This is a genomic window from Flavobacterium algoris, assembly GCF_048158525.1.
In the GTDB taxonomy this organism is placed as follows: domain Bacteria; phylum Bacteroidota; class Bacteroidia; order Flavobacteriales; family Flavobacteriaceae; genus Flavobacterium; species Flavobacterium algoris.
In genome coordinates this window covers 71,351-90,830 of record NZ_JBLNKT010000003.1, presented here as the reverse complement: position 1 = coordinate 90,830, position 19,480 = coordinate 71,351, and the positions used below count along the sequence as shown (strand labels likewise).

21 protein-coding genes are annotated in these 19,480 nt (G+C 33.0%); 4 read left to right on the top strand and 17 right to left on the bottom strand.

The window, feature by feature from the left end; genetic code table 11:
- Positions 1–50: 50 nt before the first annotated feature.
- The 5 genes from ACM55I_RS02435 to ACM55I_RS02415 form a co-directional block, all read right to left on the bottom strand.
- Positions 51–884: an ion transporter gene (locus tag ACM55I_RS02435; RefSeq protein ID WP_416845188.1), complete on the bottom strand. Its 834-nt coding sequence runs from the start codon at positions 882–884 to the stop codon at positions 51–53.
- A 27-nt stretch (positions 885–911) separates the two neighbouring features.
- On the bottom strand, positions 912–2,273 hold the full coding sequence (locus ACM55I_RS02430; protein WP_416845187.1) for an exonuclease domain-containing protein: 1,362 nt from the start codon (positions 2,271–2,273) through the stop codon (positions 912–914).
- Between the two features lie 97 nt (positions 2,274–2,370).
- Entirely contained in the window at positions 2,371–3,027 is a 657-nt protein-coding gene (locus ACM55I_RS02425; RefSeq protein ID WP_416845186.1) for a YggS family pyridoxal phosphate-dependent enzyme, read from the bottom strand.
- 1 nt (position 3,028) lies between these two features.
- Positions 3,029–3,916 (bottom strand): 3-hydroxyacyl-CoA dehydrogenase family protein, encoded by an 888-nt coding sequence (locus ACM55I_RS02420; protein ID WP_416845185.1) that lies wholly within the window; start codon positions 3,914–3,916, stop codon positions 3,029–3,031.
- 86 nt (positions 3,917–4,002) lie between these two features.
- Positions 4,003–4,968, bottom strand: coding sequence for a Gfo/Idh/MocA family protein (locus tag ACM55I_RS02415; protein ID WP_416845184.1), 966 nt, complete (start codon positions 4,966–4,968; stop codon positions 4,003–4,005).
- A 144-nt stretch (positions 4,969–5,112) separates the two neighbouring features.
- Here ACM55I_RS02415 and ACM55I_RS02410 point away from each other — a divergent pair, with 144 nt between their 5' ends.
- On the top strand, positions 5,113–5,754 hold the full coding sequence (locus ACM55I_RS02410) for a protein-L-isoaspartate(D-aspartate) O-methyltransferase (RefSeq protein WP_039110623.1): 642 nt from the start codon (positions 5,113–5,115) through the stop codon (positions 5,752–5,754).
- 49 nt (positions 5,755–5,803) lie between these two features.
- Here ACM55I_RS02410 and ACM55I_RS02405 read toward each other — a convergent pair whose 3' ends face one another.
- On the bottom strand, positions 5,804–6,853 hold the full coding sequence (locus tag ACM55I_RS02405) for a Fic family protein (protein ID WP_416845183.1): 1,050 nt from the start codon (positions 6,851–6,853) through the stop codon (positions 5,804–5,806).
- An 83-nt stretch (positions 6,854–6,936) separates the two neighbouring features.
- Positions 6,937–7,389, bottom strand: coding sequence for an SsrA-binding protein SmpB (smpB, locus tag ACM55I_RS02400; protein WP_035671685.1), 453 nt, complete (start codon positions 7,387–7,389; stop codon positions 6,937–6,939).
- A gap of 69 nt (positions 7,390–7,458) precedes the next feature.
- Here smpB and ACM55I_RS02395 point away from each other — a divergent pair, with 69 nt between their 5' ends.
- Positions 7,459–7,689 (top strand): VF530 family protein, encoded by a 231-nt coding sequence (locus tag ACM55I_RS02395; protein WP_416845182.1) that lies wholly within the window; start codon positions 7,459–7,461, stop codon positions 7,687–7,689.
- A 3-nt stretch (positions 7,690–7,692) separates the two neighbouring features.
- Here ACM55I_RS02395 and ACM55I_RS02390 read toward each other — a convergent pair whose 3' ends face one another.
- The 3 genes from ACM55I_RS02390 to ACM55I_RS02380 all read right to left on the bottom strand — a co-directional run bounded on the left by ACM55I_RS02390 (position 7,693) and on the right by ACM55I_RS02380 (position 9,788).
- Positions 7,693–8,244 (bottom strand): DUF3575 domain-containing protein, encoded by a 552-nt coding sequence (locus tag ACM55I_RS02390; protein WP_416845181.1) that lies wholly within the window; start codon positions 8,242–8,244, stop codon positions 7,693–7,695.
- 120 nt (positions 8,245–8,364) lie between these two features.
- On the bottom strand, positions 8,365–8,916 hold the full coding sequence (locus ACM55I_RS02385) for a GNAT family N-acetyltransferase (protein ID WP_416845180.1): 552 nt from the start codon (positions 8,914–8,916) through the stop codon (positions 8,365–8,367).
- 20 nt (positions 8,917–8,936) lie between these two features.
- Positions 8,937–9,788: an aldose 1-epimerase family protein gene (locus ACM55I_RS02380; RefSeq protein WP_416845179.1), complete on the bottom strand. Its 852-nt coding sequence runs from the start codon at positions 9,786–9,788 to the stop codon at positions 8,937–8,939.
- A 242-nt stretch (positions 9,789–10,030) separates the two neighbouring features.
- Between ACM55I_RS02380 and ACM55I_RS02375 the strand changes: the two genes are divergently transcribed.
- Complete coding sequence (locus ACM55I_RS02375; protein ID WP_416845178.1) at positions 10,031–12,283, top strand: M1 family metallopeptidase; 2,253 nt, start codon at positions 10,031–10,033, stop codon at positions 12,281–12,283.
- A gap of 83 nt (positions 12,284–12,366) precedes the next feature.
- Here the strand turns inward: ACM55I_RS02375 and ACM55I_RS02370 are convergent, their stop codons facing one another.
- Complete coding sequence (locus ACM55I_RS02370) at positions 12,367–13,407, bottom strand: agmatine deiminase family protein (RefSeq protein ID WP_416845177.1); 1,041 nt, start codon at positions 13,405–13,407, stop codon at positions 12,367–12,369.
- A gap of 186 nt (positions 13,408–13,593) precedes the next feature.
- On the opposite strand from ACM55I_RS02370, the gene ACM55I_RS02365 reads away from it, so the two are divergent.
- Positions 13,594–15,120 carry a choice-of-anchor I family protein gene (locus ACM55I_RS02365; RefSeq protein ID WP_416845176.1) on the top strand — a complete coding sequence of 509 codons (1,527 nt, stop codon included), beginning with the start codon at positions 13,594–13,596 and terminating at the stop codon, positions 15,118–15,120.
- A 74-nt stretch (positions 15,121–15,194) separates the two neighbouring features.
- On the opposite strand, the gene ACM55I_RS02360 is transcribed toward ACM55I_RS02365, so the two are convergent.
- The 6 genes from ACM55I_RS02360 to ACM55I_RS02335 form a co-directional block, all read right to left on the bottom strand.
- Complete coding sequence (locus ACM55I_RS02360) at positions 15,195–16,082, bottom strand: carbon-nitrogen hydrolase (protein WP_416845175.1); 888 nt, start codon at positions 16,080–16,082, stop codon at positions 15,195–15,197.
- 179 nt (positions 16,083–16,261) lie between these two features.
- Positions 16,262–16,555 (bottom strand): type II toxin-antitoxin system RelE/ParE family toxin, encoded by a 294-nt coding sequence (locus ACM55I_RS02355; protein ID WP_416845174.1) that lies wholly within the window; start codon positions 16,553–16,555, stop codon positions 16,262–16,264.
- On the bottom strand, positions 16,555–16,800 hold the full coding sequence (locus ACM55I_RS02350; protein WP_416845173.1) for a hypothetical protein: 246 nt from the start codon (positions 16,798–16,800) through the stop codon (positions 16,555–16,557). Before ACM55I_RS02350 ends, ACM55I_RS02355 begins: the two co-directional genes overlap by 1 nt.
- Before the next feature lie 623 nt (positions 16,801–17,423).
- Positions 17,424–17,828, bottom strand: coding sequence for a putative quinol monooxygenase (locus ACM55I_RS02345; protein WP_416845172.1), 405 nt, complete (start codon positions 17,826–17,828; stop codon positions 17,424–17,426).
- Between the two features lie 125 nt (positions 17,829–17,953).
- Positions 17,954–18,274 (bottom strand): hypothetical protein, encoded by a 321-nt coding sequence (locus ACM55I_RS02340; RefSeq protein ID WP_416845171.1) that lies wholly within the window; start codon positions 18,272–18,274, stop codon positions 17,954–17,956.
- A 157-nt stretch (positions 18,275–18,431) separates the two neighbouring features.
- Positions 18,432–19,166 (bottom strand): hypothetical protein, encoded by a 735-nt coding sequence (locus ACM55I_RS02335; RefSeq protein WP_416845170.1) that lies wholly within the window; start codon positions 19,164–19,166, stop codon positions 18,432–18,434.
- Between the last annotated feature and the right edge of the window lie 314 nt (positions 19,167–19,480).

Here is a 19,480-nt window from a genome sequence, read left to right as displayed (position 1 = left end):
TTCATAACGAGGAGTTGCAGTGTACAACTGGAATTAGCTTCAAATTAGTATTATTTTAAATCTGCACCACAATGATAACAATATTTTGCGTTATATTCATGCCCTTCGGTTCCACAATTTGGACATGGATTGCTATTTTTAGCATTAGTTTTTTTTCGATTGTTGTTAGCAAACTCAGCGGTAACAATTCCCGTTGGGACTGCAATAATGCCATACCCCATTATCATTACTAATGATGCAATGCCTTGTCCTAATGGCGTTATTGGAGAAATATCTCCGTATCCTACTGTAGTGAGTGTTACTATAGTCCAGTAGATACTAATTGGAATACTGGTAAAACCACCTTCTTTTCCTTCAACGACATACATTAAAGAACCTATTACGATGCTGCTGATTAGCATAAAGTAAATGAAAATCAATATTTTTCCCCTACTGGCAATCAAGGCTTCTTTTAAGTGATTAGATTGACTGGAGAATTGTGGGTGTTTCAAAATCTTGAATAATCTCAGTAATCGTAGTGCGCGGACAATGGTTAATATGCTTGTTCCAAAATAAAATAGGGACAAATACATAGGTAAAGTGGCAATCAAATCAATTATACCGTAGAAACTGAAAATGTATTTTAATGGTTTTTTTAGGGATATAATTCGAAGAATGTATTCTAAAGTAAAGAAAATGGTGATTATCCATTCCAGTATAATAAGTTCATGGTGGTACTTTTTATCGAAACCTTTAACTGTTTCAAGCATAACTATAATGACGCTCAGTACAATAATTCCTAAAAGAACGAGGTCAAATAAGCGTCCAGAAGCTGTATTTGTTCCGTAGATTACAATATTGGTTTGATGTCTAAAAGTGTCAAATTTCGATTTTATTGTTTTCATATTGGATTGATACTAAATAAAATAGGATTAAAATCGAATGATTTTGAGTGTTTTGCTTTTTCGAACATGACTTTGGATAATATTTCGGGTGTCACGGTTGTTTTGCATCGGAATTATAATGTTTTTAAGGATTTCGATATTGTTGATTTGATAATTTAAATCATAAAAAGCATATCCTTTATAAATCCCGTTTTCGATTAAAACCGCACTGCGCTCGTTGATGGTTCTTCCCCGATCAATAAGCACCATATTTTGATTTTCAAAACTGTTTTTGTCGATGAATGCCTGAACTCTCGCATTGTATTCTTCTGCAGAAATAGTGCCAATACAAGCGCCATCACATTCTTTTATATTGTATTGAAAACAGCTCGTTTTTGAGACATACAAACCAGTCAATTTTTGGCACAAATTATAATGGGAAGTGATTCTGAACAAGGCATCTTTTCCTTCTTGTAAGGAAGTAAAGGATGTTATTTCTTTTTTTCGGCCGTCCGCTTTTTGGAGTTTTAAATTGAGATATCCCTTTTCGTCTTTTTCGGCATACAAAGCCCATTGGAAAATGCTTTTTCTTTGCGCCCGATTATGGATTGGTTTATTGACTTTTATTTCTTCACTTTCTTTTAAAAGTGCGATTAATTCACTACCGGTTTCATCATATGTTACCGTGAAAACTTCGGCTTGAATTTTTTTGCATTTAACAGAAGTTCCTGTAAAATGTTGATTGATGCGTTTTTTTATGTTTCGGCTTTTGCCAATATAAATCAGATTTCCTTTTTCGTTATGAATATAATAGGTTCCAGTTTTAGCAGGTAAGCTTGCTACAATATCCAATAATTTTGGAGCAATCCCTTTTTCTATTTCTAGTTTAATGAAATCTTTGACAATTTCTTTTTCTACATCTTTCTCTAAAAGGATTTTGAATAATTTCACGGTTGCCAATGCATCACCGCTAGCTCTGTGTCTATCAGCCATTGGAATTCCAAGGGCACGAACCAGTTTGCCTAAACTATGGGAAGGCTGCTCCGGTAATAATTTTTTTGACAATTCGACCGTACAAAGCGTTCTGGCTTCAAAATCATAGCCTAATCGTCTGAATTCAGTTCTTAATATTCTGTAATCAAAGGAAGCATTATGGGCGACAATAACACAATCATTCGTCATTTCGATGATGCGTTTGGCAACTTCAAAAAACTTGGGAGCAGAACGCAACATAGCATTATTAATCCCAGTCAGTTTCACTACAAAAGGCTGAATTGGAATTTCAGGATTGACTAAACTGATGAATTGATCCACAACTTCATGACCGTCAAATTTATAGATAGCGATTTCAGTGATTCCTTCTTCGTTGAATTGTCCTCCAGTGGTTTCTATGTCGAGTATTGCGTACAAATTTTAGTCTTCAGTGTTCCGTTTTTAGTAATCAGTTTTTCAGATGTAATTTTCAAATCTGAAATTAAAAATAGTTAATCCTCAATCAAAAATCAAATTATCTTCCCCCAAAGATACTACTTCCTATTCGAACCATCGTGCTTCCGCATTCAATTGCGAGTTGATAATCACCAGACATTCCCATTGATAATGTTGAGACGCGATGAATCGCGTCTGTACGGCTAATTGCATCAAAAATGGATTTCAGATGAGTGAATTCTTTCTTGATTTGCTCTTTATTATCAGTAAAAGTTGCCATTCCCATTAGTCCTACAATCCGAATGTTTTTCATTTCCTGAAATTCACTGGAAGATAGGAGAGAAGTGAGTTCTTTCTCATCAAGACCAAATTTGGTCTCCTCTTCGGCAATATGCATTTGTAACAAACAATCGATAATTCTATTGTTTTTTTGTGCTTGTTTGTTGATTTCCTGTACTAATTTAAAACTATCCACTCCATGAATCAAGCTCACAAATTGTGCCATAAATTTGACTTTATTAGTCTGAACGTGACCAATCATATGCCATTGAATGTCTTTGGGCATTTGTTCCCATTTCTCGGCCATTTCCTGAATTTTGTTTTCCCCAAAAATGCGTTGACCGGCTTCATAGGCTTCCATTAAATCAGCAACAGGTTTGGTTTTTGAAACCGCAACAAGGGTTACGTGTTCGGGTAGAGTGGATTTTATGTTAAGGAGGTTTTGAGCGATTGACATATTAAATAAATTGTTTAGCAATTTTTTCTGCTTTTTTGCTTTCTGAATAATCGTAGAAACCTTCACCGGTTTTTACGCCCATTTTCCCAGCACGAACCATATTCACCAATAAGGGACAAGGGGCATATTTGGGGTTTTTGAATCCGTCGTACATTACATTTAGAATGGCTAAACAGACATCAAGCCCAATAAAATCAGCTAGTTGTAACGGTCCCATAGGATGACCCATTCCTAATTTCATAACCGTGTCAATTTCATAAACACCCGCCACTTTGTTGTATAACGTTTCGATGGCTTCATTAATCATGGGCATCAAAATTCTATTGGCAACAAAACCAGGATAATCGTTTACTTCAACAGGAGTTTTTCCTAATTTTTCGGATAAATCCATGATGATTTTAGTCACTTCATCGCTCGTATTGTAACCACGAATGATTTCCACCAATTTCATAATTGGCACCGGATTCATAAAGTGCATTCCAATAACGCGCTCCGGATGCGCTACTACCGCTCCAATTTGTGTAATGGAAATGGAAGAAGTATTGGTTGCCAAAATCGTATTATGAGTACAAGCTTCGTTTAACTGCTTGAAAATATTCAGTTTCAATTCAACATTTTCCGTAGCTGCTTCAATCACTAAATCAACACCTACGACACCATCTTTAATATCTGTATATGTGATTATATTGGTAATTGTTTTGGCTACATCTTCTTGAGTGATGGTTCCTTTGGTCAACATTCGGTCTAAATTAGCAGCAATAGTTGCCATTCCTTTATCCAAAGATTTTTCGGAAACATCAATTAATTTTACGATAAAACCACTTTGGGCGAATGTATGGGCAATTCCGTTACCCATTGTTCCTGCACCTATTACAGCTATTGTTTTCATTGGTCTTTTGTTTAAAGTCAAAAAAATTTAAAGTTTAAAGTGCTATTTAATCCTTTAATCCTTAAACTTTTAACGTATTTTTTAATTTATTTTTTAAAACAATTGATGATTTGGTATGCTACTCTTAAAGCTTCTGTTGCTTGTTCTAATGTTACAACAGGAGTAGTATTATTGTTGATGGCATCAGCAAATGATTCTAATTCGTCAAGAATAGCGTTGTTTTGTTCCACATCAGGATTGGAGAAATAGATTTGTTTTTTTACACCTTCAGCATTTTGTAAAATGATGTCAAAATCACCAGGAACTTCAGGAGCATCTTTCATTTTTACCACTTCGCATTTCTTTTCGAGGAAATCAACGGAGATATAGGCATCTTTCTGGAAGAAACGTGATTTACGCATGTTCTTCATCGAAATTCTGCTCGCTGTTAAATTAGCAACACAGCCATTTTCGAATTCGATTCGGGCATTGGCAATATCCGGAGTTTCACTTATAACGGAAACGCCACTTGCATTAATATTTTTTACTTTAGATTTTACAACGCTCAAAATAGCATCAATATCATGAATCATCAAATCAAGCACTACGGGAACATCCGTACCACGAGGATTGAATTCAGCCAAACGGTGTGTTTCAATAAACATAGGATTCTCAATCATGTTTTTGGTAGCAATAAAAGCTGGATTGAAACGTTCTACATGTCCTACTTGTCCTTTGATATTGTACTCTTTTGCTAAAGAGATTATTTCTTCCGCTTCTTCTACAGTTGTAGAAATGGGTTTTTCAATAAAAACGTGTTTTCCTGATTTGATAGAAACTTTAGCACATTTGTAATGAGAAAGGGTAGGAGTTACGATGTCTATAACATCAACAGCATGAATTAATTTGGCTATAGTCTCAAATTGTTTGTAGCCAAATTCAGCAGCGATTTTGGCTCCATTTTCAAGATTTTCATCATAAAAACCAACCAATTCATATTTTTCTGATTGTTGTAATAAACGCAAATGTATTTTTCCTAGATGACCGGCACCTAATACTCCAATTTTCAGCATAATTATGTAATTTGTACAAAAATAGCAATTAATTGATTAATTTTTTATTGATAATGAACAATTATTTAATGTATTTTAAATTCAATTTTCAATATTTGATATTAGAAATTGTTTTCTATTTTTGCCAAAATAAAATAGAAAATTTTGAAAGACACAGCCAAACATCAAGGACTTCGGAATCAGTTAGTAAGCACTTTGGAACAAAAAGGGATTACTGATAAAAGTGTTCTGGCTGCGATAAAAAAAATCCCAAGACACTTATTTTTAAATTCCAGTTTTGAAGATTATGCCTATCAAGATAAAGCATTTCCTATTGGTGCAGGCCAAACTATTTCTCAACCGTATACAGTGGCTTTTCAATCCCAATTATTAGAAGTTAAAAAAGAGCATAAAATTTTAGAAATTGGAACAGGTTCGGGGTATCAAACGGCTGTTTTGTGTACCATGGGGGCAAAAGTATTTAGTGTGGAAAGACAAAACGAATTGTTTAAACAAACTTCTATTTTATTTCCAAAATTAGGTATTCGTCCCAAACATCTTTCTTTTGGAGATGGATACAAAGGGTTGCCAAGCTACGCACCTTTTGATAGTATTATTGTAACTGCGGGAGCTCCATTTATTCCCCAGCCATTGATGGCGCAATTAAAAATAGGAGGAAGGCTGGTGATTCCGTTAGGGGAAGATGTTCAAATTATGACTTTACTAATCAGAAAAAATGAAACGCAATTCGAAAAACATGAGTTTGGAGAGTTTCGTTTCGTTCCTTTATTAGAAGATAGAAATTAAAATCCCATACTCAGCCCTTACTAAAAAGAAGGAAGCTGAAAATGTTTTTTTATTGGACAATAATACTTAGATACCGTTCTAAACTTTCTTTTTCTGTTTGAGCTATAAATAACAAAAAATCTTCTTTATTGTTTTTAGTTTGAGCTGCTTCCAACGCTTGGTAATATTGCATTCTACTTTCATAATCCCCTTTTATATTGGCGATGATATAGCCATGTTGCAACAAAATCAAGTTCATCACCAAGCGTGATGTTCTGCTGTTTCCATCTATAAATGGATGGATAGTGACTAAGCGTTCGTGCATTTCAGCAGCTAAAACGATAGGATGAAGACTGTTTTTATTGGTTTCAAACCAAATGAAAAAATCTTCCATTTCTTTGGCAACCAGAAAAGGTTGCGGAGGCATATGACTACTTCCTTGTATCATTACTTGGACTTTTCTATAGCGTCCAGCGTCTTCCGGATGGATCCCTCTTAAAATAAGATTGTGAATAGAAAGTACTTCTCGTTCATTTATAGAAGTGTTTTTTTGTGTCAAATCTTTGATATAAGCAATCGCTTCCTGATGATTAATGACTTCAAGATGTTCTCGCATACTTTTCCCTGAAATTGTCAAACCTTCATTGATAACCAAATCAGTTTCCCGAAGCGTCATGGTGTTTCCCTCGATACGGTTACTTTCAAAAGTATATTCTAATTCTAATGCCTGAGCAATACGATAACTGTCAAACGCTCTAAAAGAATCTAATTTTGTCTTTAAGTAATCTATTTCATCTAACATTTTTTGTAATGTTGTCGATAGCTTTTTCTTAGTAGTTTTACTTTGGTATCTTATTTCTTCCTCAGCAACCTGTAATGCTTTTAGTGCAAATTCGTCTTGACCTATTTCATAAAGAATTTTTTCTTTAAGCCAAGTTACCATTATGGTTTCTAAATCTATTTCAAGTAAAGCTGCAAGTTTTAAAACTTGATCTCTAGTAGGTTTTCTGGTGCCACTTTCAAATTTACTGATTAAGGCTTGGTCAATTCCTAAAAGTTGAGCCACTTCTCTTGTCTTGAACCCTTTTAGTTCTCTTGCATTTTTGAGTAGTGTTTTCATTTCATGGGAATGCTTTAAATTGTCTTGACAATTTTAGTCATTTTTATTTGATAAAAACACACAATTTAGACTTAAAAATTAATTTAAAATGATTTTTTTATTCTGTCAAGGTCGCGTTTAGTGTCTTGTTCTTTTAGCGATTCGCGTTTGTCATAGGTTTTCTTTCCTTTACAAAGACCAATTTGCAGTTTAGCCATTCCTTTTTCATTAGTGAATAATTTCAAAGGAATAATGGTTAATCCTTTGGCTTGTACGCTTTTGATTAATCCTTTCAATTCTCTTTTATTCAAAAGTAATTTACGCTCGCTTCTGGCTTTGTGGTTGAATTGATTGCCAAAAGTATATTCTTCAATGTAAGTATTGATTGCGAAAAGTTCATTGTTACTAAATTCACAAAAACTCTCGGTAATATTAGCCTTTCCTAATCGAATGGATTTAATTTCAGTTCCTGCCAAAACAATTCCAGCAGTAAATGTCTCGATTATTTCATAGTCGAATTTGGCTCTTTTATTGTAGATATTTATTGTTTTCAGCATAGGAATACAAAGGTAGAAACAAATCTACGAAACACCAATTGTTTTTATATAAATACTTAAATTTGCAGAATGGAAAATTCGAAATCAAAAGCCCCTTTACACGGAATAACGCTTCAAAAAATTGTGGAAAAACTTGTTGAATATTATGGATTTGATACTTTGGGAGAACTCATTAAAATTAAATGTTTTACGGATAATCCAAGTGTAAAATCCAGTCTGACCTTTTTACGAAAAACGGACTGGGCCAGAAAACAAGTAGAAGACTTATATATTAAATCATTGCCTAAATTTCCTAACTAGGTTTTAATTTAGTTTATATGAAATCATAATTCCACCTCTGTAAGGCAACCATTCCCCGCTTTTGTTATAATGTTTGGCTGTTTCATAACGTTCGGTAGTGCCAACATAATATCCTTTATAAAACCCTTGTTGATTACCTCCTCCTAAAAAACAATCCAATACAAACTTATCATTTATTTTTGTTTGATATCCAATGGTTACGCCCATTACATAACCAAACCCTTTTTCATATTTACCAGTGTTTAAATAATTCCATTTTTGAAAATTAAAGATTGTTCCGCCAACGTGAGCGCCAACATAAAAGCCATTATATTTTTCATGAAAATGATACCTGTATTCTGGAATAAAAATATAAAATTCTCCAGGATTTCCTTTTATTGATTTCCAAGGTGAAGCCAAAATGTCAAATTGGAAGGTAGATTTTTTTCCAATACTAGTTTCAATTCCCACATTAGGAAGCGTCAATAAAGTGGTAAATGCATTTACCTTCACATACGTTTGGCTTTGTGACTGAATTGAAAAGAAAAGAATTGCAATTACAAATAATTTTTTCATGATGAAGTTTTCCAAATGCTTTAGAGAAGCATTTATTTTGGCAGCAAATATAAAGATTATTCTTTCAAAGGAGCCAGTAATTCGGTGTTTTTATGCTGATACTTTATTGAAATTTTTAAGTTATATTTTATTCAAAAGAGAATAAATAACAGTATCTAAAAAACGCCCATCATAAAATTCATTTTCTTTCAAATGTTCTTCTTTTACAAAACCACTTTTTTGTAAAACTTTTTCAGAACCAAAATTTTCAGGATCAATTATAGCTTCAATCGAATGTAGTTTCATTACATTAAAACCATAATCGACAACCTCTTTTACAGCTTCAGGAATAATTCCTTTTCCATTAAATTCTGGAAGTAGCATATAGCCAATTTCGGCACGAAAATGTTCCGGTTTTATTCTGTAATGTCCAATAATTCCAATTAGTTTTGGATCGTTTTTCAAAGTAATTCCCCAATTTATACCTTCGTTATTTTCGATTTTAGCATCAATCATTTCAATATGTTCCAAGGCATCTTCATTTGTTTTTAATAATGGTCTTGGAATATATTTCATCGTTTCCGGATTAGAACGTAAAGCGAAAATTTCATTTATATCATTAATATTAATACGTCTTAATAAGAGACGCTCTGTTTCTAAAATTGGAAATGGATCAAAATTTATAGTTAACATATTTTGTTGCTTTTTACAAATTAAAGGATTTCGATGCTAAATTCAGAATCGAAAATTTCATTTTCATTCAGAATTTGAATCCCTTCTTTTTCAAATATATTCCCTGAATTTTCGTCTGTATCCGAATAACCAAACCATGGCTCTATACAAAGAAAAGACGCATTCATTTTTGTCCAAATTCCTAAACTTGGGAAATCCTCAAAATTCACTTTTAAGAATGGTTTTTTATTTTCTAAAATAGTTAATGATTTAGATTCTAATGTTTTAAAAATCAAGGCGTCATTTTCGAATAATTGATAAGTCAACGGAATCTGGCCTTCGTGGGTTTCCAGTTTTTTTGTTTCATTTGAAATCAAATCATTTTCAAGAAGATAATATTGTAAAGGTTCTTCTTTTTCAAATTGAATGTAATAATTATCAAAATTTCCTGGTAAAGCAAAAGCAGGATGTGCCCCAATAGAAAATGGTATTTGTGAATTTCCTTTATTTATAACTTTGTACGCGATGCTTAAATTATTTTTTTCTAAAGTATAAATGATTTGTAATTCAAATTCAAATGGATATACTTTTAGCGTTTCTTCAGAAGATTGTATCGAAAAAGTAGCGCTATTTTCCTTTTTTTCAATTAATTCAAATTCCATTTCTCTTGCAAAACCATGACGAGATAAATGATACTTTTTATGATCATAATCAAAGGAATTATTTTTCAATGTACCCACAATCGGAAACAAAATAGGAGAATGCTTGCCCCAAAAATCTAGATCCCCCTCCCAAATGTATTCTTTATTGAAGTTGTTTTTTAGTGAACATAATTCGGCACCGAAGTTATTTATTGTAGCGGTTAAAAATGTATTTTTAATGACAGTATTCAAAGCAGTTTCTGTTTAAATTTAGATTGTAAATATATTTAAAATTTGTTTAATAGTATAAATTAGCCAAAATCTATACTATTTGATAGTAACCTTTTCAATAAATTGCTTTTATGTTACAATGTGAGTTATTTTTCATTTATTTGTTATAAAATTATTCAATAATTTTTTTTAATGTAACAAAAGTATTCACTTTTATACTTATTGTTAATCAAACAGATAAAAAGTAAAAAATCAATCAAATTATGAAAAACAATTTTATTAAAGCTACATTGTGTTTAGCTTTCATTTGTGGAGTTTCTTCGCTTCAGGCACAAGATACAAAAGCAAATGTGTCAAAGTATGATTATCATGATGCCTTTGCACCAGGATTTTATACAAAAAATGGAACAGAAACGCGTTCTGCAAGTGGTCAACCCGGTTCAAAATACTGGCAAAACAGAGCTGATTATCAATTAACGGCAAATTTAAATGATAAAACCAGTGAAATCATTGGAACTGAAACACTAACGTATACCAATAATAGTCCAGATAAATTGGCTTTTCTTTGGATGAATGTTGACCAAAATTTATTTAAAAATGATTCCCGTGGAAATGCCGTTATTCCGGTAAGCGGAAGTCGTAACGGAGCTGACGGTGAAATTTTTGACGGAGGTCACAAAATCAAATCAGTTAAAGTTATTGCAACTGTAGGAGGAAAAGCCATTGAAAAAGAAGCGAAATTTACAGTTGTAGATACGCGTATGCAAATTATTTTGCCGCAAGAATTAAATGGTAACGGTACTTCAATTAAAGTAAAAATTGACTTCTCTTATATCTCACCAAAATACGGTTCAGACAGAACAGGAGTTTTAGATACTAAAAACGGTAAAATTTTCACTATTGCACAATGGTATCCTAGAATGTGTGTGTATGATGATGTAAAGGGTTGGAATACTTTACCTTATATAGGTGCCGGTGAGTTTTATTTAGAATATGGAGATTTTGATGTATCAATCACAGCACCTGCTAATCATGTTGTAGTTTGTTCCGGTGATTTGCAAAATCCATCAGAGGTTTATACAGTTGAACAACAAAAACGTTGGGCTCAAGCTGCTGCAAGTGATAAAACGGTTATGATTCGTACTGCCGCTGAAGTTACAAATCCAAGTTCTCGTCCAGCAGGAAAAGCAACTTTGACATGGAAATTTAAAATTAAAAATTCTAGAGATGTTGCTTTTGCTTCATCAGCCGCTTTTATTATTGATGCTGCCAAAATTAATTTACCAAGCGGAAAAAAATCTATTGCAGTTTCAGCTTATCCAGTTGAAAGTGATGGTCAAGGTGCATGGAGTCGTGCTACTGAATACACTAAAACTTCTATTGAAAATTATTCAAAACGTTGGTTTGAGTTTCCTTATCCTGCTGCCACTAATGTTGCCGGTAATGAAGGAGGAATGGAATATCCTGGAATTGTTTTTTGTGGATGGGAATCTAAAGGAGATGATTTATGGGGAGTTACTGATCATGAATTTGGTCACGGTTGGTTTCCTATGATTGTAGGTTCAAACGAAAGATTATTTGCTTGGATGGATGAAGGATTTAATACATTTATCAACTCATTGAGTTCAGTAGATTTTAATAATGGAGAATACAAGCAACCAGCTACAGACATGCATCGTTCAGCAAATAGAATGACAAATGCTGAAATTGAACCTATTTTCTCTGCACCAGATGCATTAAAAGAAGCAAATCTAGGTGTTTTGGCTTATTTTAAACCAAGTGCCGGATTAATTATGTTGCGCGAACAAATTCTTGGAAAAGAACGTTTTGATTATGCTTTTAGAACGTATACAGAACGTTGGGCTTTCAAACACCCAACTCCAGATGACTTTTTCCGTACTATTGAAAATGTTGCCGGTGAGGATTTAAACTGGTTTTGGAGAGGTTGGATTATTAATAACTGGCGTTTTGATCAAGCAGTTTCTAAAGTTAAGTATATAAAAAATGATCCTGCTAAAGGAGCTATTATTACTGTAGATAATTTAGAGAAAATGCCTTTTCCTGTAATTTTGGATATTAAGTCTAAATCTGGTAAAGTGATTAGAGTTAATCTTCCTGTAGAGATTTGGGAACGTAATAAAAGTTGGTCTTTCAAATCAAATACAACTGAAGAAATTGATACAATAACACTTGATCCAGGTCATGTTTTTCCTGACGTCAATACTGATAATGATACTTGGACTTCAGGTAAAGGAGAATTAGAGAAAGATGTAATCTTAGATGCTTACTTGGGATCATTTTCAAGTAAACAAATTCCGGTAAAAATTGTTTTTTCTGAAGATAACGGAGTTCTTGTAGGGAAATCTAAAGGACAACCTAATTTAAGTCTTGTGTCTGCTGGAAAAGATAAATTTGTTTTTGATGCAGCGGGACTTACTATTCAGTTTAATGAAAATAAAAGTGAATTTACACTGGGAGTTAATGGTCAAAGTTTCTTATTTACAAGAGATAAATAATTCTACAATACTATTTACAAAAACGCCAACTGTGAAGTTGGCGTTTTTTTTTGCTTTATATTTAAAAGTAACTATTTTAATTTTTATTCTGGAATTTGTTGACTCAAACAATGCAAAGTTCCAAAACCCCAAATGAAATCAGTAGCACTAATTCCGATGATTTCTCTATCAGGAAAACATTCTGCAAGAATGTTTAATGCTTTTCTGTCATTACTGTCATTAAAAGTAGGGACCAAAACACAATTATTCAAAATCAGGAAATTAGCATAACTGGCTGGCAATCTTAATCCGTCAAATTCCAAACGTTTTGGCATTGGTAAAACTACAATTACTGGAGATTTACCATTTTCCAGTTTGGCATTTTGCAAGCGTTTTAAATTGTCTTGCAATGGTTTATAATTGTTGTCTTTAGGATCGGTTTCCACAATGGTCACAATTGTATCTTCGTTTACAAATCGGCATAAATCATCAATATGTCCGTGCGTATCGTCACCTTCAATTCCGTCACCAAGCCAAATCACATTTGTAATTCCAAGGTATTCCTTGAAAACTGCTTCGTAATCTGCTTTGGTGAAATTTGGATTCCGAACCTGAATATCAGGATGCATCAAGCATTCTTCCGAAGTTAGTAAAGTGCCGCGTCCATTGGTGTCAATCGCACCACCTTCAACAATTACCGGTTTCCCTTTGTATAAAACTTGGGTAACAGGAATATTTAGAAATTCGCCTACTATGGCAGGAACAAATTTGTCTAATTGAATGTTTTTATATTTTGCCCAACCATTAAAATTAAAGTTCAATGCTTCTCTTTCGGTTCCGTTTTTAACGATTATCGGACCAGAATCACGCATCCAACTTCTATTGGTTTTATGAATGATGTAGGAGATATTTGTAAGCACAACATGAGCTGTTTCCAGCATCGTATTGACTTTTTCTTTTTGGTTATCATCGGCAACCACTAAAAATACGGGCTCAAAAGTGGCTACTTTTTTAATGAATTCCACAAAAGCCCATTGAACCGCTTCGTATTTTCCCGGCCAGTCTTTTCCATTATGAGGAAAACACAGTAAAATTCCTTGTTGCTTTTCCCATTCGGCAGGAAATCTTCTATTATTTGTAGTCATACAGCGTTTCTAATTTTAAAGACTGCAAATATAAACATTCAGTAGGATTTTAAAATAGTTAGCAACCATTCATTTAGGACATTTCATGAATTTTATAAGAATAGTTTTGGTAATGATTATATAATATTGAGTTAATTCTTGTCGGGCTTCAGCTAGTTATTTTTGAAAAAAAATAAAAATACAGTTATGAAAAAATATAGTATTACATTATTAGTGGCAATTATGATATTATCAAGTTGCGAAAATGACTCTAATAAGGAGGAATCTCCTGAATTGGCTGCAAATGAAAATGCAGCAACTTTCAAAGAAATTGGTTCGATAACTATTGGTGGGGCCGGAGCAGCTGAAATAAGTACGTATGATGAAGTTTCTAAAAAATTATTTACGGTTAATAACAGTAATACGAATAGAATAGATGTCATCGATTTATCTAATCCATCAAGTCCGGTTTTCCTAACAAGTATCGATTTAACCCCGTTTAATGGAGCTTCTAACAGTGTTGCTACCTATAATGGAAAGTTAGCAGTGGCTTTAGAAGCAAAACCAAATAAACAAGACGCCGGAAAAGTCATAGTTTTCGATACGGCTAATTACAGTGTGATTAAAGAAATTACGGTTGGTGCTTTGCCAGATATGATTACGTTTTCTCCAGATGGAAACTATATCATGACTGCTAATGAAGGGGAACCAAATGACACCTATTCGATAGATCCAGACGGTTCTGTTTCTATTATTGCGGTTAATAATAATTATGCGGTAACGACTTTGAATTTCGGAAGTTTTAGCAGTCAATTGAGTACACTGAAAACAAAAGGATTCAGAATTGCTAGTCCAACAAATAATTTCGCATCTGATATTGAACCAGAATACATCACGATTTCTGCTGATTCTAAAACGGCTTGGGTGACTTTACAGGAAAATAACGGAGTGGCTAAAATTGATTTGGCAACTAAAACGATTACAAATATTTTTCCTTTAGGGTACAAAGACTACAATCTTGCCGAAAATGCAATTGATATCAGCGATAAAGACGGCGGTGTTTTTATGAATACTTGGAAAGCCAAAGGAATGTTTCAACCGGATGCGATCAGTAATTTTGAAATCAATAAAATCCCTTATTTCGTTACTGCAAATGAAGGAGATGCCAGAGAATATAGTGCTTTTACAGATGTAAAAAGAATCAGCAGCTCGTCTGTTATTTTAGATCCAATAGCGTTTCCTAATGCAGCTGCTTTAAAAGCAGAGACAAGTATGGGAAGGTTGAATATCAACACCAAAATGGGCGATACAGACGGTGATGGTGATTTTGACGAATTAGTTTCTTTTGGAGCCCGTTCTTTTTCTATTTGGAATGGAAATACAGGAGAAATAGTATTCGACAGTAAAAATGAATTGGATAAAAAAGCACAAGAGTTTGGGGTCTATGATGATGCGAGAAGTGATGATAAATCAGTAGAACCAGAATCTGTTGTGGTTACTAAAATGGGCGATAAAATGATTCTTTTCGTTGGATTGGAAAGAGCAGATGCGCTGATGGTATATGATGTCACCAATCCAGCTGCTCCAAAATTTTTACAAATTTTAAAAACGGGTGATGCGCCTGAAGGATTACTTTTTATTCCAGCTTCGAAAAGTCCTACTAAAAGAAGTTTAGTGGTGGTGAGTAGTGAAGGAGACGGAACCGTTAAAATATTCCAACCGGATTTGAATTAGAAGTTTATTTTAAAATAAAAATCCCTGCTAAGAATTATTTCTAAGCAGGGATTTTTTAATGATGGAAAGAATATTTAGTCAATCGCTCTTTTTGTAATATCTCCAAAAGCGTCTATTCTTCGGTCTCTAAAAAATGGCCAGTTCTGACGCACATTTTCTTGTAAGTCTAAATCCACTTCGGCAATCAATATTTCTTCTTTATCGTGTGAGGCTTGCGCCAAAATTTCGCCTTGTGGTCCCGCAATAAACGAAGATCCCCAAAACTGAATTCCTGCAGTATCAGGTAAATATTGTTCTAGTCCGATTCTGTTTGCTGCCGCTACATATACACCATTTGCAACCGCATGTCCTTTCATAACACTCATCCAAGCACCATGTTGGTTTTCACCGTATTGCTCTTTTTCTTGTGGATGCCATCCAATTGCTGTTGGGTAAAACAATACTTCAGCACCTTGTAAAGCGGTTAAACGGGCCGCTTCCGGATACCATTGATCCCAACAAATTAAGGTTCCAATTTTTCCTTTTTGAGTCGGAATCGTTTTAAAACCTAAATCTCCAGGCGTAAAATAGAATTTTTCATAAAAATGAGGATCATCCGGAATGTGCATTTTGCGATACAATCCCGCTTCTGAGCCATCCGTGTCAATGATGTACGCACTATTGTGGTAAATTCCTGCCATTCTTTTTTCGAAGAAAGGAACAATAATCACTACGCCTAATTCTTTTGCCAAAGCGCTAAAAGCAATAAACGAAGTACTGTATAGTGGTTCTGCTAAAGCAAAATTATCTACATCTTCACTTTGACAAAAATAATGACTGCTGTATAATTCAGGCAACGAAATAACTTCGGCACCAAGTTTAGCGGCATCACGAACCCAACTTAAACATTTTTGTAAGTTGTTTTCGGCAATATCATTAAGATTCAATTGAATGACCGCTATTTTGTATTTCTTGTTTGGCATGACTAAAATTTTAGACTGCAAAAATAGTGAATTTTATAAACAGTAGAAAATAGGGGTACTGTGTTTTTTAGGTTTTAAATAGTCTGTGTTTATTAAATAGGATTTTTAAGAACTATTCGGAAGCCGCTAAACTACTGAGAGCAGATTTATTTCATAAAAAAGAGTCTTTCAACTCTTTTTTATTCTAACTGTTTATTTGGATTTTGCTTAGTACAAAATATACGTGCTATAAATACAATTCCTTTTTCATCCTCCTTGTAGAGTAATTTATAATCTCTTATGATGATTCTCCTATATTCAGGTTCTATTTCATCTTGCTGATATTGTTCTATATAACGTAGTTCTTTAGTTATTTTTAGGATATCATCTTTTACATTTGTTGCTCCTTGTACTGATTTTTCCTTGTAATAATCGAAGATAGCTTTTAATTGTGCCTTGGCTGTATGTGTCCAGATAATTTTTAATTTATCCATTACCAATTCTTAGATTCTTTTTCCAAATCTTCCTGGGTACTGTGTTCTCCTCGTTTTATTTCAGCTTTTGCTTCGACTAATTCCGATTTATACATCGCTCTGGTTATTGGTTTCCCATCAACTGCAAAAGCTACGATTTCTTCTTCTTGATAGCTTTCTATTACAGCTTTTACGACTTTTAAAAGACGTTCATCAGCTGTGTTTATAGATTTTAAAATGCTGTCTCTTAACTCTAAAGCTCCCATGATTACTTTGTTTTTTAGTCTTTCAAAGGTAGTTATTTTGATTTGTTTATTTTTTAGATTTTGGTAAAATAAACTTAGCTATTTATTAGAGTTGTTTGAAATCTGAATTAATGGAAATTTTTAGTGTTGAAAGACTTTAAATCTATTGCTATTTAAATAGAACTAATCTGAAGTCATGAGACTTCGTAGAGCAAAGAAAAAATTAATATAAAATTGGCATTAACAAAGTCAAGGAGGTTTTATTTATAATTAATTAAATTTTTACCATTATAACAGAAGAATTCACAATCATTGATAAAGAAGACATCCCGCTTCTTAAATTTCCTACAACAGATGTTCTTACCGATGTTGAGGAAATAAAAACCAGAATAAGCGAGATCAATAGAGCGTTATCATTGGGTAATTTAGAACACTCAAAAATTAAAATTTTCTTTGAAGATATTGAATCTAAAAAAATAGTAGATACTACGGTTTGGGGTGTTACAGACAAAAATGTTTTGTTGAAACAAGGTGTGATGATTCCAATTCACAGAATATATAAGTTGTTTTAGTGTAAATTCTTTAATTCTTTGGAGCGGTTTTTTTTACCATTAGCAGTAAGTTAAGAATTGTTTTTTCATAGGTTATTTTCCCATCTTATTAGCTGAGCCAATTAGGGTAACATCTATAAGCTCCAAAGATTTGACCATATCTTTAACAGTCTCCTTATATTTCTTAAAATGAGTAGTTTCTATGTGTGATTTGTATGCCGTTGTATCCGCATATATTTCAAGTATTGTGATGTGTGAGGATTCGGTTTTGTCCGCAACGGCGTAATAAGTTAGCACTCCTGGCTCAAGACGAACTGCAGTAGTCATTTGTTCTTTTAGCGCATTATTATATTTGTCCAATTGCAAAGGATCAACTTTAATTTTTGCTAATCGTACCATTTGAATTTTTTCCTGAGCCACAGTATTTGTACTAAAGGCAAGTATAAATAAAGTGACTATTACAGTCAGTAATTTATGGGTTGGTTTAAATGTTTTCATATTTATTGTGTTGAAGTTTACATTTTAATAGTCAAGAGTCCTTTTTGATATTTATCAATAAGTTGCTTGCTTTTACTAGTGTACAAGAGTGGTACGCTTCGGTAGCGGGAGATGTAGCATTTACATTATTTTTTATTAATTTTACGTATCTTAAAAATATTATATTTTCCCGTTAACATATTTTCATTCTTTTCAATATTTTTTAATCTATCATGATTTTGTTTTTCTTGTTTATACATTTTTTTGTTCCAAATAGAAAAAAGTAAAATTATTACCGCTAGTATTAGAGTTCCATTTGCATCTAATACTCCATTTGTTAAAGTACCTTTTTTTGTAAAAAACCAACCATGAGATTCAATATTACCAAGTTTCATAAATATTCCAACAATTAGGAGGGAAATTCCAATTATTGATGACAATACATATGTTACTTTTAAGATTTTCATTTCGTATTTTGTAAAAGGTAACGCTCTCGCGCTAAACTCATTTGCGGATCAAAGCGAGCCTAGTTCTCTCTGCAGAAGATAAAACTTTCTTCGTGAATGAACAATTTTCAGCTACTGAAATCCCCGCAATTGCGGTTACAGGTTGTTAGGCTATGTATTATTGAAGTAATTTAATTCCTTCTCCACTTAAAAAATCAGTTGCTTTTTTTGCCATTTCTAATGAAATTACTTCACTTAATCCTAAGTCAACGAGTTTACCAGTAATGATTTCTGTCCAGTTTTTTCTATTTAATTTTTTAGTAAGCTTTTTGGCATCACGAATTTCATCAATAACTATTTCTTGACCGAAGCCAAGCTTAGTTAATAATTCTTTCATTTCATCAAGTTTATCAAAAATTTTATCTTGTGTTTCAGTAGAAAAATAATCATTATTACTCCTAGCTTCACTTTCGTAAATATACCATTCAAATAGCTCAACAAAAGGTTCAAAGATATATGTATTAAACTTTTGCTTGTGATCATTATAATCTGCAGCACGATACCATTTTGTTATACTATCTAAATAGTGAGTTCTATGCTGTGGTTTTATTAAAAAATATTTTTTGATATAGAAGTATCCAAATGCGCCTTGAAGTTCACGAGTTTCTAATGATTCTGTCATATTAGTATAAAACCTACCGTATCTTTGATTTGAATCTACGGAAAGAGAAGTTTTTAAGTCATTAAAATCTTCTTCAATTCGCTCTAATATTCTATTTGAAATATCTTGATTTGAAAGGAAATTTAAAAATTGAGATGTTTTAATAGTTAAATCGTCTACATCAGAATATTTAATATCTGAAGAATAGTCTTTGAATTTGTCTAGTAATTCATTCGAGTCAAGTTGTCTCATTTGTACGATAGTTTTTAAATATGTTGGGTAGATTGTCGCTACTTTATAGCGACATAGTAAACAAATATATTAAAATTTTCTTACAAATTAGTATTCAACTTTTTTATCCCAATATGATTTATAACACAATCTAAACTTTAATAAAGCACTTTTTTTGGAAACTTTATTCTGGAAAAAACGCGTTGTCAAATAGCCCCGATGGGAGCAAGTATTCTTTTTATAATGTAACCTGATAGGGTTGCGTTTATAAAAAGATACTGCGGACAGCGGGACAACTCGTCTTGAAAAATTAGAATAGTTCTGCTCCTATAAAA